The organism is Companilactobacillus allii, from assembly GCF_001971585.1.
Taxonomy (GTDB): domain Bacteria; phylum Bacillota; class Bacilli; order Lactobacillales; family Lactobacillaceae; genus Companilactobacillus; species Companilactobacillus allii.
Genome location: NZ_CP019323.1, coordinates 654,625 through 668,918 on the forward strand (window position 1 = coordinate 654,625; position 14,294 = coordinate 668,918).

Here is a 14,294-nt window from a genome sequence, read left to right on the forward strand (position 1 = left end):
ATGAATTCAATGATGCTACTATTGGTAATGGGGATAGCAGCAGGGTGTCTTGGTGCCATTTTGGGAATTGGTGGAGGAATGATCATTACTCCAGTTTTGACCGTTATGATGGGAATGGATATTAAATATGCCATTGGTGCTAGTATTATCTCTGTTATTGCCACGAGTTCTGGTTCTACTATTGCTTATTTGAAGGATGATATGTTGAACCTGCGTGTTGCGATGTTTCTTGAGATTGCAACGACTGTAGGAGCAATTATGGGGGCACTTTTAGTTGGGGTGTTCTCTAGTACTTTCTTATACGTTTTATTCGGATTCTTCCTATTATATTCAACATATAATATGATCCGTAAGTTAATGGACAAAAAAGGTGAGTCAATTTATACAGGCGATGATAAGATCGTTAGTAAATTAAATTTGGCTAGCACTTATTATGATAAAGCTGAGCAAAAACAAGTTGATTATTCAATGAAGAATGTTCCTGGTGGTTTTATCATGATGTGGGCTGCTGGTCTTGCTAGTGGATTGTTGGGTATTGGTAGTGGTGCTTTTAAAGTTATCGCTATGGATACCATCATGAAGATGCCACTCAAACCTTCTAGTGCAACAAGTAACCTTATGATGGGTGTTACAGCTGCTGCTAGTGCCACAGTTTATTTCTTTAATGGTTCGATAAAGCCTGATATAGCTGGACCACTTGCTATAGGTGTTTTAGCGGGTGCCTTAATAGGCGCACGTGTTATGCAAGTTTTGAAACCTAGAATTATAAGAATGATTTTTATTCCTATTATTTTATACATGGGAGTACAAATGGTCCTTAAAGGATTTGGGGTGAACCTATAATGGCTGACAAAACAAATAAAAGCAAACAAAGTATGCATGAAGAAACAAGACAAGTTGAGTTGGTTATTGGTAAGATTCTACGTGTCGGCGTTATAACGTCTGCAATTGTTATATTGATAGGAATCGCTATGTACTTTATGAATGGCGGTGGCGGATATGATAATGGCTTCCCTAAGAGATTTGCATCAATTTTTTCTGGAATAGCTGCTGGTAAATCATATGCGGTTATTATGCTAGGAGTTTTCCTATTGATACTTACACCAGTACTTCGTGTTGTTGTATCTATCTATGCGTTTTATAAAGAGAATGATAAGTTGTATGTGATCATTACCACCATAGTTTTAATAATTCTAGTATTTGCTATGATGTTAGGATATAGAAGTTAAAATGTGACAGAGTGTGACAGAACACGTTCAGTTTTCGTTTATAAGCCTAAAAGGCCGGTATTTACGTATGTAAATATCGGTCTTTTAGGCTTATATTGAGAAAATTGTGTTCAGTCACACGTTTTCGTCAGAAAACAAGTTATGTATCACAACAACCCTGACTTATAGGGAAAAATCGCATTTATGAATAATTAGCGTCAAATATTGAGACATGCGAAAACGTCTGTTTTATAATTGGTAGTGATTTGTTAATACACTGGAAAGGAGCACGTTATGGCGACTAGAATTGGTATCAGACAATTAGTGGAATTCGTTCTACGAAAAGGTGATTTAGTTGAGAATAAGGATAGTCAAAATACAGCTCTGGCTGGTGCAAGAATCCATCGCAAACTTCAAGGTGAACATGGAATCGACTATGAAAGTGAAGTTTATTTGAAGAAGACGGTCACTATGAATGATCAAGATTATGTTATCTCTGGTCGAGCAGATGGTGTTGAGACAAGTGATGATTCGTTATTGATTGAAGAGATCAAGACGTCTGATCAAGCGTTTGAAGACATATCAGATAACACTCATGATTTGTACTGGGGCCAGGTCAAGGTTTATGGTTATTTGTTGTTGGAAGATAATCCAGACTTTGATGAGGTCACACTTGAATTGACCTATGTTCAAGCTAATAAAGAAAAAATAACTAAAACTAAAAAAGTCTTTAAAAGAGCCGAACTAACAAAGTTTTTTAAAGAGTTAATTAAAGAGTATGAATATTGGCTGACGTTACGTGCTAACTTACGTCACAATCGTAACGAGTCAATCAAGAAGTTACCATTTCCATTTTCACAATTTAGAACGGGACAACACGAAATGGCGGGTGCAGTGTACAAGACTATTTCATTGCAAAAAAGACTATTTGTTGAGGCACCGACTGGGACTGGTAAGACTATTTCGACCATGTTTCCAGCTATTAAGGCCATGGGTGAAGATAAAATCGAGCGTCTATTTTATTTAACGGCCAAGCAAAGTACACGCCACGTTGCTGAAGATACGGTTGAGTTAATGGAGAATGACGGATTAAGGATCAAGTGTATAACACTGACGGCTAAGGATAAGATTCGTTTTCCTGAAGAACAAAATGTCGATCCAGAAGATAATCCATTCATGATTGGTTATTATGATAGATTAAAGCCGGCATTAAAGGATTTATTAACACATGAAGATTTAATAACTAGAGTTGTAATAGAGAAATATGCCATGAAGCACACGATTGATCCTTTTGAATTCTCACTAGATACCTCGTTGTTTTGTGATGTTATTATTTGTGACTATAATTACTTGTTTGATCCACTAGTATATCTTCAGAGGTTCTTTACAGAAAAAAAAACTCGAGAATTTCTTCTTGATCGATGAGGTCCATAACCTAGTAAGTCGCTCCCGTGATATGTATTCAGCACAACTATCGGATAGTGGTATTTTCAATTTACTGAAACAAGCTAGAGCAATCAAGACCCAGTCTAGTGAGGATTTTCAGAAACAGGTCAAAAAAATACGTAAGGAATTTAACGGAATAAGTAAATCTTTGCAAGAAGAACAGTTAACTGAACAAATAACTCCAGAACCGCCAGAACAAATGCTGCGTGTGTTGCGTAAATTCACTGACTTTATGGGAGATTGGATGCAACAACAAAAGCCATCAGACTTCTTGGATTCTGCCAAGGACTTTTTCTTTGATTGTTTGACGTTTGTCAAAATAGGTAATCTCTATGATGAAAGCTATCAAACTAGAGTGGTAAAAGAGGATAAGCATGTAACTATTAAGCAGTTGTGCTTGGATCCGAGTGGCTTTTTGAATCAGTCATTAAATATGGGAGCTGGAGCTGTATTATTTTCGGCCACATTATCTCCAATGGATTACTATCAAAATGTCTTAGGTGGTAAGGATAATAGTCTGGCTTATCAATTGCCATCACCGTTCCCGCCTAAGAATCAGGCCATTTTAGTGACCCAATATATTAGAACTACTTATCATGAAAGAGAGAATAGTCAATCGGCCATAGTGGCTAGTTTGTATGCTCTAATTTCCGCTAAGAAAGGCAATTATTTGTTTTTCTTCCCTTCATATGGATATTTACAGCAGATAAAAGAAGCTTTCTTGGCGCTTCACCCAAAGATCAAGATAGTAACGCAGGAAAACAATATGGATAATCAAGCCAGAGTGGATTTTTTAAATCAATTCCAAAAGGATCCTAAGGAAACATTGATAGGGTTATGTGTCTTAGGTGGAATATTCTCAGAAGGAATAGACTTACGTGGCGACAGGTTAATTGGTGTGGCTATTGTCAGTGTTGGGTTACCTGGCTTAAGTGCTGAAAACAACTTGATACGTGATTACTATGATCAAGATGGTGGTAAAGGATTTGCGTATGCATATCAATTACCAGGGATGAACAATGTGTTACAAGCAGCTGGTAGATTGATCCGGAGTAGTCATGATACTGGAGTGATCTTATTGTTAGATCAAAGATTTGCTAGCAGTCGCTATACTGAATTATTCCCACCACATTGGCAGTATTTCAAAAGAGTTCGTTCCATTGATCAATTGTCTAATACAATCAATAACTTCTGGCAGATAACCGAGGATAAGAATAATGAAGACTAAATTAACTAAGAATCTAGAGAGTACGTTATATCAATATTGTTATGAGCAAGGTGCATATGTGGTTGAAGAAGTATCTATGCCAGATAAAAAAGGTATTGTTGACACACTCAGCTATCAGCAATTACCCGATGGAACAATAGAGTGGCGCTGTTATGAGTTGAAAGTTACCAAGTCAGATTTTCATTCCAAAGCTAAACTTTCGTTTATCGGTAACTACAATTACTTTGTCTTTCCGCAGAAACTATATGATGAAATAAAAGATGAAATACCTGCACATATCGGCGTTATGATATATCGAGCTTTCGATAAGAAGGCAATGGATCTAGCACCTCAGACCCTACGAACACCGGGATTTCTAACAATTGCCAAAAAGGCACAATACCAAGAACTCCAAGTTGATGAAAAATCTTTGACATCACACTTTGTGGCTTCATTATTTCGTGAAGTCGACAAGGCCAAACGAGTTGAAAAAGGTTTGCAGTTGTATTCAGATGACCAGTTATATAAGGAAATGCGAAAACGTGATAAAAAAGGCTATGATATTTATAAGCCAAATAGGAATGTCTATGATAGATACGTGGATGATATTAAAGATGATGCCATAACGGCGTTACAAGAAGAGTTAGATGCTAGAAATGGGGAATATCAAGAGTTGAAACTAGAACTTCAGGATATACAAAGCCCAAATTTGGAGGATAAGTTATGATTTATTATCCTTATTTACGTGGAAGAATGTATGATCTGTTGGCTCTTAAAGCCTTATGTGAGAATGAACAATTAGGAAAAAAGATAGTTCCAATAATAGAACCAGTCCGTGATTCAAAAGAATTGCAACAAACCGTACAAGTACTGATCGATTCTACTCAGCCTTTTGGTATAATTGCTAATCCACAAGTTAGTTTGTATGGATTAAATGGAGAAGCCAAGTTATATCCACTACCTAAGCTATCTAACTTGTCATTTTTCCACCCTAGTGCGATATTAGCACCGGATTTTAGTAGCGATTTTTTGCAAACGAATAATGACCAAGAGAGTCTATTGATTGCTAAAAATTATCAGCTATTAAAAGCTTATGAGAATACTAGAGTTTTGAAACACGTTAGTGGAGTGCTTATTCCAGAAGAGGCAAGGTTACATGGTTTAGTTAGTGATAAGGCGATTTCTTTGACTGATCCGTTAGCGTTTGTTGAGCATGTGGCTGATTATAATAATCTTGTTGATGAATACTTTGAACCAGCCAGTTGGTGGGGACAAGTTGATAATTACAATGGATTTGGCGACTATTCAATGGTTGGGAGTCACTACTTTGATAAAGGGATGCCGTCTCGTGCTATTGCTATACACATTATTTATGTTACCAAGGATGGAAGTCTTAGGATACATCACTTCGTTTCAGATAGTAATGAAACTATGGGCGGGCAAAAGGTCAAGTTCTTTCAAGCTCTGCATAAATTGAGTGATTGGGTACCAACTCATTTAAATGGCATAAATGATACACCAGCATTGCAAGAATTAATGGCGTATCAAGCAAAGGATAAGTTCCCTGGGTTAGGAAATATAAAAAAGTTATCATTGATGCATCATTTGCAGCTGATGCATAGATTGTTGGATATAAAATAACGCTCTAGGATTCCTCATTTAAGGGGAATTCTAGAGCGTTATTTATATCCAACAGTTGTTTTCTGAAAAAATATATTTTTTTACATAATCTTTACAACAAATATATATATATTATATATGTAATTGCTATTATAGAATTGTTCCAAAATAAAAGAATACGGAGTAGTGATTTTTATGAGGGTCACAAAAATATTCTTAGTAGTTATCTTCTTGGCGGGTACAATTGTATCCGCTTTTCTAGTTAAACAAATAGAATTAGATGGTATTACAAAAGAACGATATTCCATTGATCGATACTATACACCAATTAAAATCAATGATTTTTCGACTAACGCATCAGATGAATTGAACTCTGGATCTCTAAAGCCATTTATGGAAAAAGCAGCTAAGGATGAGAGTGTTAATTTAATATTTAGAAGTTACAACTACGTTTCTGGAACTAATAGGGACGGGTCTATTAACTATGGTAAGACGTTGTTTAATACTTATGATTACTTATATAAGACTACCGAGAAAACAAAACTAAGTGATTTTTATGATCTCAAAAAATTCAAGATGAATAATAAGGTAGTGGACTTCACAACAAAAGATCAGAAATTCCATTTGTATAATATGAATAATTTGGGTAGTCATGCTAATGGAATATTTTTGATTGAAACAAAGAATAAAAGAGATGTAAATAATTTCAAAACAAGGTTAGTTTCAGTGACAAAAGCAAATCTTAAAATAACGAACAAAGATATTTCTACGTCAATAGTTTTACCTAAACCTGAATTGAAATTACTAGGTAAATATTATAAATTTCTGATATTCTATGCTATTTTTTACATAATTCAATTGGTGTGGTGGTCAATTGTTAAATCCAAAGACATAAAGGTTTTAAAATCTGAAGGTATAACAAATTTTAAAATTTACAATGAGCTTATCGGATACAATTTCTTGATCACTCTGATTAGTACATTCGCCTTGTTGTCGTTTATTGTAATCAAACACTTTTCGTTTTATTTTCTTTTAGTTGAATGTCTGATTTTTTTGTTTTGTTATATAGCAGGTTATATATCGGTTTCTGTAATTAAACTTTCTAACTTTGAATTTAGTTCATCAGAATTAGGTAAATTTCAAAAAAGTGAAGCCTACATTATTTTAGGAATTAAGATTATTATCTCTTTTGCGTTTTTGATGATGTTATTTCCCATAGTAAAAAATGTTCAATATGTATTCAAACAAAATCATACGACAAGTAATGAATATAGCAATAATACTGCCGTTCTTTATCCAATGCATGTTGGAGATCAAATAATTGATATGACCAATAGAAATGAGCAAGCTGAGGAAATCAACTCGCGGAGGATTTCTAGAATAGTTGATAAAAATGAGGGTCAATCGTTTCGTGTCACTTCGCAATCTGATGGTTCACAATTAATAACTGCTAATTATAATTACCTGAAAGAAAATCCGATAAGAAATACTAAAAATGAAATCATTAAATTACCATCGTCAGATAAAATATTGATTCTTATTCCTAAATCATTAGAGTTATCGAGTAAAAAAATTAAAAAAGATATTCTTGGAAAACATTTTGATAATGTAGAAACTGCAATTATCAATAATGTTCAAAATTTCAAAGTAGATGGTAAAAATGAAAAATTTGTGAATGCGTCTATGTTCATTATTAGTTCATACAATAGAACTAATGATTTATTCATCAATGAAGTTAATTCTCCAGATGGTGGAGGAATTGAAGATGCTGTCAGATTCCCATTAAAGGGAAAAAGTACTAAAGTAAAATACGATAAAATGCTCCGAGATTTACAAAAAAATAATCTTCAATATGTTCACCCTACGCTAGTGAAATTGTCAGAAGTAAGTCAAGTAGACCGTGAAAAAGTCATGGGTAGTGTGGCACTTTATAGTACAGAATTAATATCTTCTTTTATGTTTATTTTACTATCTAGTGTCATTAGTTATTCATTATTAATAACTTCAAATAAGAAAAAGTACATGATAAAAAGAGTTTTTGGATATAGTAAATTAAGTACATATTTGAAATTTCTTATTATCCCTATGTTAGAAAGTTTAGTTCTACTTATGTTGTCCATTAAAAATCTTGATTTCTCAATATATACATCGATTGGATTTTTGATGATCATTAACTATCTAGTATTATTCACTATCATCAAAATTATGGATAAAAAAAATATCAAAGAATTATTTAGTGAGGTTTGAGTGTGGATATAGTAGAAATAGAAAATCTAGAAAAAAAATATCGAAAAAACTCAGTTATTAGAAAAATGAATCTGACGATTCCTGACCATAAAATTGTCGCTATATATGGTGATAGTGGGTCTGGAAAAACAACTCTGTTAAATATTATTGGTCTAATCGAAAAATTTGATAATGGTGAAGTTACTTTATTTCAAAAGAAAATTTCAAATATCTCTAAGAAAGAGAAATTGCAAATTTACCGTCAAGACATATCCTTCATCTTTCAAAACTTTGGATTAGTCGATAGCAAAACAATCTATTATAACCTAGGTATCGCCATGCGTTTCAGTTATCCAAGAATGTCAAAAAATGACAAGGAAAAGTTGATGTTGGATGTTTTACATAAATTGAAACTTGATAATCTCTCTTTGAAGACTAAAATTTACAAATTATCTGGTGGTGAACAACAAAGAATAGCAATAGCTAGAGTTATACTAAAGGGATCTAGATTGATATTAGCAGATGAAGCAACTGGATCACTAGATCAAGCAAACAAAGAAGACGTTATGAATATTTTTAAAGAATTAAAAAATGATGGAAAGACCATTGTTATTGTCACTCATGATCCCTATGTCATAGAAAATAGTGATATTTCATATGACATTAAAAATCTTCAATAAAAACAATAGATATGTGATTCAAACGTGCGTCAAAAAACAATTTTCCGTTTAATACAAAAAAGCAGACATTCATTTACGTGAATATCTGTTTTTTCGTATTATAAACGAAAACTGAACGTATTTTGACGCACTCTACTTCAATTTTCGAATCTTATTAAACAATTCTCCACCGTTATTTTCATTAGATGAATCGTCATTCAAACCAATATCATAATCGCTATCTTTCATAGCTTCAACTTGTCCCATTAAGTAGCCGTTACCTACTTGTGAGAAGAAGTCATGATTGGTTGTTCCTGTTGAAATACCGTTCATAACGATAGGATTAACATCTTCAGCGTTACCATCGGGGAATAATGGAGATTGTCCTAGGTTCATCAAGGCTTTATTGGCGTTATAACGAAGGAATGTCATAACTTCTTCTGTCCAATTAGTACCTTTGTATAATTCATTAGTATATTTCTCTTCATTGTCATATAACTCGTAAAGAAGGTCATACATCCAATCTTGCATTTCTTCTTTCTTATCATCTGATAATTCGTTGAATCCTAGTTGGAATTTATATCCGATATAAGTTCCGTGAACTGATTCATCACGAATGATCAATTTGATGATCTCGGCAACATTGGCGAGTTTGTTATTACCTAGGTAATAAAGTGGTGTATAAAATCCTGAATAGAACAAGAAACTTTCCAAGAAGACACTGGCTACTTTCTTTTGTAGTGGTGTGCCATTTTGATAAATATTATTGACAGTTTCGGCCTTTTTCTGAAGATATTCATTGTGATCGGTCCAATCGAATATTTCTTCGATTTCTTCTGCAGTGTTTAAGGTACTGAAAATAGAAGAATAACTTTTGGCGTGAACTGATTCCATGAATTGGATGTTATTGAAAACAGCTGTCTCGGCTTGAGTACGAGTATCTTTTAACATTGCTTCGATACCATCTTGTGATTGTAAAGTATCAAGTAGTGTCAAACCACCAAAGACGTGTCCGACAACTGTTTGTTCAAGTTTACTTAGTGTTCTCCAGTCATCCATATCGTTTGATAGTGGAATACGTGTATCCAACCAAAATTGAGAAGTTAATTTCTCCCAAGTTGCTTTATCTACTACATCTTCCAGTTTGTTCCAGTTCATGGCTTTGTAATACGTGTCGACCATAGTTGAATCCTCCTAAATTGAGCAGCTTTCGCATTCGTTGCTTCCGATTTCATCGTTATTTTCTGTAAATGTACGAATATAATACAATGACTTGATACCTTTGTAATAGGCATAGTTACGTAAAATACTTAGATCACGTGTAGTTTGTTTAGGATCTGTCTTCCATTCATAAAGACCTTCAGGGATGATAGAGCGAACAAAAAGTGTCAAACTCATTCCTTGATCAATGAATCTTTGTGCTGAAGCATAGATGTCTATAACTTTTCTCATGTCAGTATCATAAGCTGATTTATAGTAACCGATGGTATCGTTACTTAATAGTGGAGCTGGGAAGTATAACTTACCGTTTTTCTTCTCTTGTCTCTCTTCAACTAGTCTAGTAATAGGTTGCAAACTAGCGCTTGTATTATTGACATATGAAATAGAACCAGTTGGTGCAACTGCTAAACGGTAGTCGTTATATAGTCCATCACGTTGTACATCAGATTTAAGATTTGCCCAGTCATTTTGATTAGGAATCTTAATACCGGCGAATAATCCTTTAACAATATCTGACTTTGGACCGAAGTCTTCAGCTAGATATTTGTCGAAGTATGAACCATTTGCGTAGTCAGAATTCTCAAAGTTAACGAAGTTTTCGTTACGTTCTTTAGCAATATGATTACTCTCTACTAGAGTCCAGTAGTTTAGTAACATGAAGTAAATCCCGATGAATTCGATTGATTCTGGTGAACCGTATTCGATATGATTCTTAGCTAGATAAGTATGTAACCCCATAGCACCAAGTCCAACTGAATGACTCATTTTATTACCGTGAGCAACAGTTGGAACAGCAGTAATATTGGATGCATCACTGACGAATGTCAAAGCTCTAAGCATAGAACGAATTGATTTACCAAAGTCAGGACTTTCCATCATATTCAAGATATTAGTTGAGCCAAGGTTACAACTGACATCTGTACCGAGTTTGATGAACTCTTGTGCATCATTTAATTCTGAAGGAATCTGAACTTGTTGAATCTCAGTACATAGATTACTCATGATAACTTTACCGTCGATAGGATTATCACGATTGGCTGTGTCAATGTTTAAGACATAAGGATAGCCGGATTCTTGTTGAAGTTTACTGATCTCATCTTCAAGTTCACGTGCGTTGATCTTGTACTTTTTGATCCGATCATCAGCAACCATATTATCGTATTCTTTAGTGATGTCGATATATGAGAAAGGAACACCGTAAACACGCTCTACTGAATAAGGGCTGAACAAATACATATCGGAATTGTTTTTTACAAGTTCGTAATACTTGTCAGGAACGATTACACCAAGTGAAAGAGTCTTAACACGGACTTTTTCATCAGCGTTTTCTTTTTTAGCTGAAAGAAAATCAATAATATCAGGGTGGAATACGTTTAAGTACACAGCACCAGCACCTTGTCTTTGACCAAGTTGGTTACTGTAACTGAAACTATCCTCAAGTAACTTCATAACTGGTAGAACACCAGATGATGAATTATCAATTCCCTTGATAGGTGAACCAGATTCACGAAGGTTTGATAAAGTAATACCAACACCCCCACCGATCCTTGATAATTGTAAGGCAGAGTTGATCGTACGACCGATGCTGTTCATGTCATCAGTTACTTGTAAAAGAAAACATGATACATACTCACCACGGCGTTTTCTGCCGGCATTAAGAAAAGATGGTGTAGCTGGTTGATAGCGTTGCATGATCATCTCAAATGCTAAAGTAGTTGCTTGGTCTTGGTCACCATTTGCGAATAATAGGGCATTAAAAAGAATACGCATTTCGTAATTCTCCAAGTACAGATCACCATCGTTTGTCTTGATGACATATTGATTAAAGAATTTGTATGCGGCCATGAATGATTGGAATTCAAATTTTTGATCTAATAGTGATTGATAAAGCTTGTCGATGAATTCAAAAGGATACTTATCGATAACTTCTCTTTCGATATAATCATTTTGGATGAGATAGTCAATGTGTGACTTAAATGAATCAAATTTCATAGTATTTGGTTCAACGTTCTCAGCAAAGAAAGCTTTAACAGCTTCTCTATCCTTATTCAATGGAATTTTTCCATCAACTGGAATATTGATTTCGTTATTTAGTTTGAAGTAACTTACTTTAGTTACATCCAGATTATTTAGTCCCAAAGTTATTCACTACTTTCTTGAAGTTTTCTACGTCTTTATTTGTACCGTTAAATTCGAATTCGAATACAACGGGAACATCTAGTCCTTTGGCAATGTCGTTAGCTGTGTGATTGTAAAGGGTGTTGAAGTTACGATTGCCACCACCAGCTAATCCAACACAGTTCTTGGCGTTGTCTTTATACTGCAAGAAATCTACGACAGGGTCCATCATATCATCGTCATATGCCGGAACGATGAGAATAAAAGACCGACCCATTTCGTGGAACGGATCGGCGTCGTTAATTTCATATCCATTTAAACCGGTCTTTGAAACGAAACGTCTGGTTTGACCGGTAATTGAGTAGTAGGCTATTTCAACCATTAGTTAGCTAGTGCTTTCAAGCTATCTGGGCGGAAACCGACGATTGGGTCGCTATTTTCAGGCATAACTACTGGTACGCTTTGAAAACCCTGTTGTTTTAAAATGTCTAGATATTGAGGCTCTTTATTAATATTATGTTCTTCAAAGTTGATGTTGTGTTCTTTGAGATATCTCTTTGTCATTTTGCATTGCATGCAGTTGTTTTTACTATATACGATTATATTGTTCATGTGGTCCACTCCCTCGAAATGTAATTCATTCACTAGTATAAAACATTCAATATACCAATACTAGTAATTGTTCTCATAAAAGTACTATATATGGTATTTTAAATAGATTGGTATACATCATAGTGTGGCTGTATCGACCGTTCCAGCGCTTTTTGTCTAGTGAATAATATTCTGATTTTTATTAAAATTTGATGTTTCGTGGTAAAATTACCGTAATGACTATTATAGGTTTTTCAGGTAAAATTACAAATAAGAAAAAGCAATAAACTAGTAGGGAGAAAATTATGAATTCTTGGAATTTTGTGGGAATTATCGCATGGCTATTAGTGATTGCGCTATTAGTACTTGTGGTATTTAATATTAGAAATCGTCATCTAAAAATATTAGTTGTTCAAAAGAATGGAATAACTTGGAAAACGATCACTGTAGATTTTATCGAGATACTTGTGGTTATTTTTGCAGTTAGTGGGATGCTTTATACAACTTTGTTCTCAAGGGTTGATTTGAAAAATAAAGCTGACATTGAGATGACTTATAAATATGAACCAATGATCGTTCAGACTACTGATGATGGTCAAGGTTATTATGTAAAGATCGATAAGAAAGATAAGCATAGTGATAATGACGTCTATCAATACTGGGTAAATAATTCGACATATTCTGTATCAAGTCGTAATGCAGCAATTTCAGATGCTACATTGCCATTTAACGTTTCAGGGATGAGGATTAGTTGGCCAATGAAGAAGATCACAAAGATGGATGCAAAGTATCAACAAGCTTATGTGATCACTGCACATGCAAAGTATAAGAATAACTTCTCAAATGGCTTAGGATTAAAAGCAGGCAGATTTGCGATGGAGTATCGTGTACTACGTGTGCCAGCTAGATCATTTATTAATGTGGAGAATGTAAAGTAGAGAGTTTCTAAACGCTCAGTTTTCGAGTATAACCTAAAAAGAGTCCTAGTATTCACGCAAGTGAATGCTAGGACTCTTTTAAATTAAACGGAAAAAACTGTGCGTAGAAACAAAATTATATTATAATTTTGTTCTATTCTTTAATTTTCTTAATACTTACAACGATCTTGTTGTTTAATTCTGTTTTATTAGAATCATCTTTAGGATCATTCTTTACGATTTCCATCAAAGCTGAGTGCTCATAGACCTTTTCAACTTTACCTTCAAATGGATAATCCATATCTTCATCCACGTTACACTTGTAAATTTCTCCGACTTTCAAATCTTCTATTTTCATATGTATAAATCTCCTAGGATTTTTTACTTAACAGACTAGTATAATAATATAGTAGAAGAAATAATTCAAATATAGGACACTTTTATGGGAAAAAAAATTATTGTTATAACCGGTGCCAGTGGTACAGGGAAGACTACTATCAGTCAATATTTAAAAGAAAAATATAATATTCCAATTGTAATCACTCATACAACTAGATTGCCACGGGTTGGAGAAGTGGATGGAGTGGATTATCACTTCGAAACGGATGAAACTTTTAAAAAGAACCACTACTTAGAACAAGTGGAATACTCCGGATATCACTATGGCTCGTCTCAGGAAAGTTTGAATGCAATGTGGAAAAATGTTGATGTGGCCAGTATTGTTGTTGATACAGCTGGTGCAATTTCTTATGAGAAGAAGTATGGGGACCTAGCAGTGATCATATTTTTAAAGCTTGATCTTGATACTGTCGCAAATAGATTACGTGATCGTGGGGATGACCCAGATAGAGTACAAAGACGAATAAACAGTGACGAATTTAAACGAGATCTGGTAATTCCGGTAGAATTACGTAACAAATCATATGAAATTGTTAACAAAACCATCGAAAAAACCGAAGAAAAGGTCGATAAAATAGTAAAAAGTATAATTATCAAGTAATTTGATTATTCACAAATAGGCTATCAACGCTGATATAACAGCATTGGTAGCCTTTTAATATTGTGAAGAAAAAAGTGTAAC

Annotated in this window: 13 protein-coding genes and 1 pseudogene; 9 read left to right on the forward strand and 5 right to left on the reverse strand. The window is 34.2% G+C overall.

The features are described 5' to 3' along the window. The 7 genes and pseudogenes from BTM29_RS03105 to BTM29_RS03135 all read left to right on the forward strand — a co-directional run bounded on the left by BTM29_RS03105 (position 1) and on the right by BTM29_RS03135 (position 8,387). Positions 1–843 (forward strand): sulfite exporter TauE/SafE family protein, encoded by an 843-nt coding sequence (locus BTM29_RS03105; protein WP_120270340.1) that lies wholly within the window; start codon positions 1–3, stop codon positions 841–843. Then, positions 843–1,229 carry a DUF1634 domain-containing protein gene (locus BTM29_RS03110; RefSeq protein WP_076614110.1) on the forward strand — a complete coding sequence of 129 codons (387 nt, stop codon included), beginning with the start codon at positions 843–845 and terminating at the stop codon, positions 1,227–1,229. The genes BTM29_RS03105 and BTM29_RS03110 overlap by 1 nt, the downstream gene beginning before the upstream one ends. 273 nt (positions 1,230–1,502) lie before the next feature. Continuing rightward, positions 1,503–3,882: pseudogene (locus tag BTM29_RS03115) on the forward strand (helicase C-terminal domain-containing protein). Further along, the gene (locus BTM29_RS03120) at positions 3,872–4,588 is read left to right on the forward strand and encodes a hypothetical protein (protein ID WP_076614111.1); all 717 of its coding nucleotides are present in this window, start codon (positions 3,872–3,874) and stop codon (positions 4,586–4,588) included. Before BTM29_RS03115 ends, BTM29_RS03120 begins: the two are co-directional and overlap by 11 nt. Next, a complete protein-coding gene (locus BTM29_RS03125) occupies positions 4,585–5,502 on the forward strand; it encodes a sce7725 family protein (RefSeq protein ID WP_076614112.1) in 918 nt (305 codons plus the stop codon). The genes BTM29_RS03120 and BTM29_RS03125 overlap by 4 nt, the downstream gene beginning before the upstream one ends. 174 nt (positions 5,503–5,676) lie before the next feature. After that, positions 5,677–7,728 (forward strand): hypothetical protein, encoded by a 2,052-nt coding sequence (locus BTM29_RS03130; RefSeq protein WP_076614113.1) that lies wholly within the window; start codon positions 5,677–5,679, stop codon positions 7,726–7,728. A gap of 2 nt (positions 7,729–7,730) precedes the next feature. After that, complete coding sequence (locus BTM29_RS03135) at positions 7,731–8,387, forward strand: ATP-binding cassette domain-containing protein (RefSeq protein WP_225972225.1); 657 nt, start codon at positions 7,731–7,733, stop codon at positions 8,385–8,387. A gap of 132 nt (positions 8,388–8,519) precedes the next feature. On the opposite strand, the gene nrdF is transcribed toward BTM29_RS03135, so the two are convergent. The 4 genes from nrdF to nrdH are packed head-to-tail and all read right to left on the reverse strand — an operon-like array spanning position 8,520 to position 12,317. Continuing rightward, positions 8,520–9,548, reverse strand: a complete 1,029-nt coding sequence (gene nrdF / locus BTM29_RS03140; protein WP_076614115.1) for a class 1b ribonucleoside-diphosphate reductase subunit beta — start codon at positions 9,546–9,548, stop codon at positions 8,520–8,522. 12 nt (positions 9,549–9,560) lie between these two features. Then, complete coding sequence (gene nrdE / locus BTM29_RS03145; RefSeq protein ID WP_076614116.1) at positions 9,561–11,726, reverse strand: class 1b ribonucleoside-diphosphate reductase subunit alpha; 2,166 nt, start codon at positions 11,724–11,726, stop codon at positions 9,561–9,563. After that, positions 11,713–12,087, reverse strand: coding sequence for a class Ib ribonucleoside-diphosphate reductase assembly flavoprotein NrdI (nrdI, locus tag BTM29_RS03150; RefSeq protein ID WP_076614117.1), 375 nt, complete (start codon positions 12,085–12,087; stop codon positions 11,713–11,715). Before nrdI ends, nrdE begins: the two co-directional genes overlap by 14 nt. Beyond that, a complete protein-coding gene (gene nrdH / locus BTM29_RS03155) occupies positions 12,087–12,317 on the reverse strand; it encodes a glutaredoxin-like protein NrdH (protein ID WP_076614118.1) in 231 nt (76 codons plus the stop codon). Before nrdH ends, nrdI begins: the two co-directional genes overlap by 1 nt. 284 nt (positions 12,318–12,601) lie before the next feature. Between nrdH and BTM29_RS03160 the strand changes: the two genes are divergently transcribed. Next, positions 12,602–13,234, forward strand: a complete 633-nt coding sequence (locus BTM29_RS03160; RefSeq protein ID WP_076614119.1) for an LVIS_2131 family protein — start codon at positions 12,602–12,604, stop codon at positions 13,232–13,234. A 133-nt stretch (positions 13,235–13,367) separates the two neighbouring features. On the opposite strand, the gene BTM29_RS03165 is transcribed toward BTM29_RS03160, so the two are convergent. Then, a complete protein-coding gene (locus tag BTM29_RS03165; RefSeq protein WP_076614120.1) occupies positions 13,368–13,571 on the reverse strand; it encodes a DUF2187 domain-containing protein in 204 nt (67 codons plus the stop codon). Between the two features lie 84 nt (positions 13,572–13,655). Here BTM29_RS03165 and BTM29_RS03170 point away from each other — a divergent pair, with 84 nt between their 5' ends. Further along, the gene (locus BTM29_RS03170) at positions 13,656–14,213 is read left to right on the forward strand and encodes a guanylate kinase (RefSeq protein WP_076614121.1); all 558 of its coding nucleotides are present in this window, start codon (positions 13,656–13,658) and stop codon (positions 14,211–14,213) included. Positions 14,214–14,294 lie beyond the last annotated feature (81 nt).

What these genes read in the sequence shown, in the direction of transcription:
- BTM29_RS03105 (WP_120270340.1), top strand. Translation starts at nt 1, where the DNA reads ATGAATTCAATGATGCTACTATTGGTAATGGGGATAGCAGCAGGGTGT.
- BTM29_RS03110 (WP_076614110.1), top strand. Translation starts at nt 843, where the DNA reads ATGGCTGACAAAACAAATAAAAGCAAACAAAGTATGCATGAAGAAACA.
- BTM29_RS03120 (WP_076614111.1), top strand. Translation starts at nt 3,872, where the DNA reads ATGAAGACTAAATTAACTAAGAATCTAGAGAGTACGTTATATCAATAT.
- BTM29_RS03125 (WP_076614112.1), top strand. Translation starts at nt 4,585, where the DNA reads ATGATTTATTATCCTTATTTACGTGGAAGAATGTATGATCTGTTGGCT.
- BTM29_RS03130 (WP_076614113.1), top strand. Translation starts at nt 5,677, where the DNA reads ATGAGGGTCACAAAAATATTCTTAGTAGTTATCTTCTTGGCGGGTACA.
- nrdF (WP_076614115.1), bottom strand. Translation starts at nt 9,548, where the DNA reads ATGGTCGACACGTATTACAAAGCCATGAACTGGAACAAACTGGAAGAT.
- nrdI (WP_076614117.1), bottom strand. Translation starts at nt 12,087, where the DNA reads ATGGTTGAAATAGCCTACTACTCAATTACCGGTCAAACCAGACGTTTC.
- nrdH (WP_076614118.1), bottom strand. Translation starts at nt 12,317, where the DNA reads ATGAACAATATAATCGTATATAGTAAAAACAACTGCATGCAATGCAAA.
- BTM29_RS03160 (WP_076614119.1), top strand. Translation starts at nt 12,602, where the DNA reads ATGAATTCTTGGAATTTTGTGGGAATTATCGCATGGCTATTAGTGATT.
- BTM29_RS03165 (WP_076614120.1), bottom strand. Translation starts at nt 13,571, where the DNA reads ATGAAAATAGAAGATTTGAAAGTCGGAGAAATTTACAAGTGTAACGTG.
- BTM29_RS03170 (WP_076614121.1), top strand. Translation starts at nt 13,656, where the DNA reads ATGGGAAAAAAAATTATTGTTATAACCGGTGCCAGTGGTACAGGGAAG.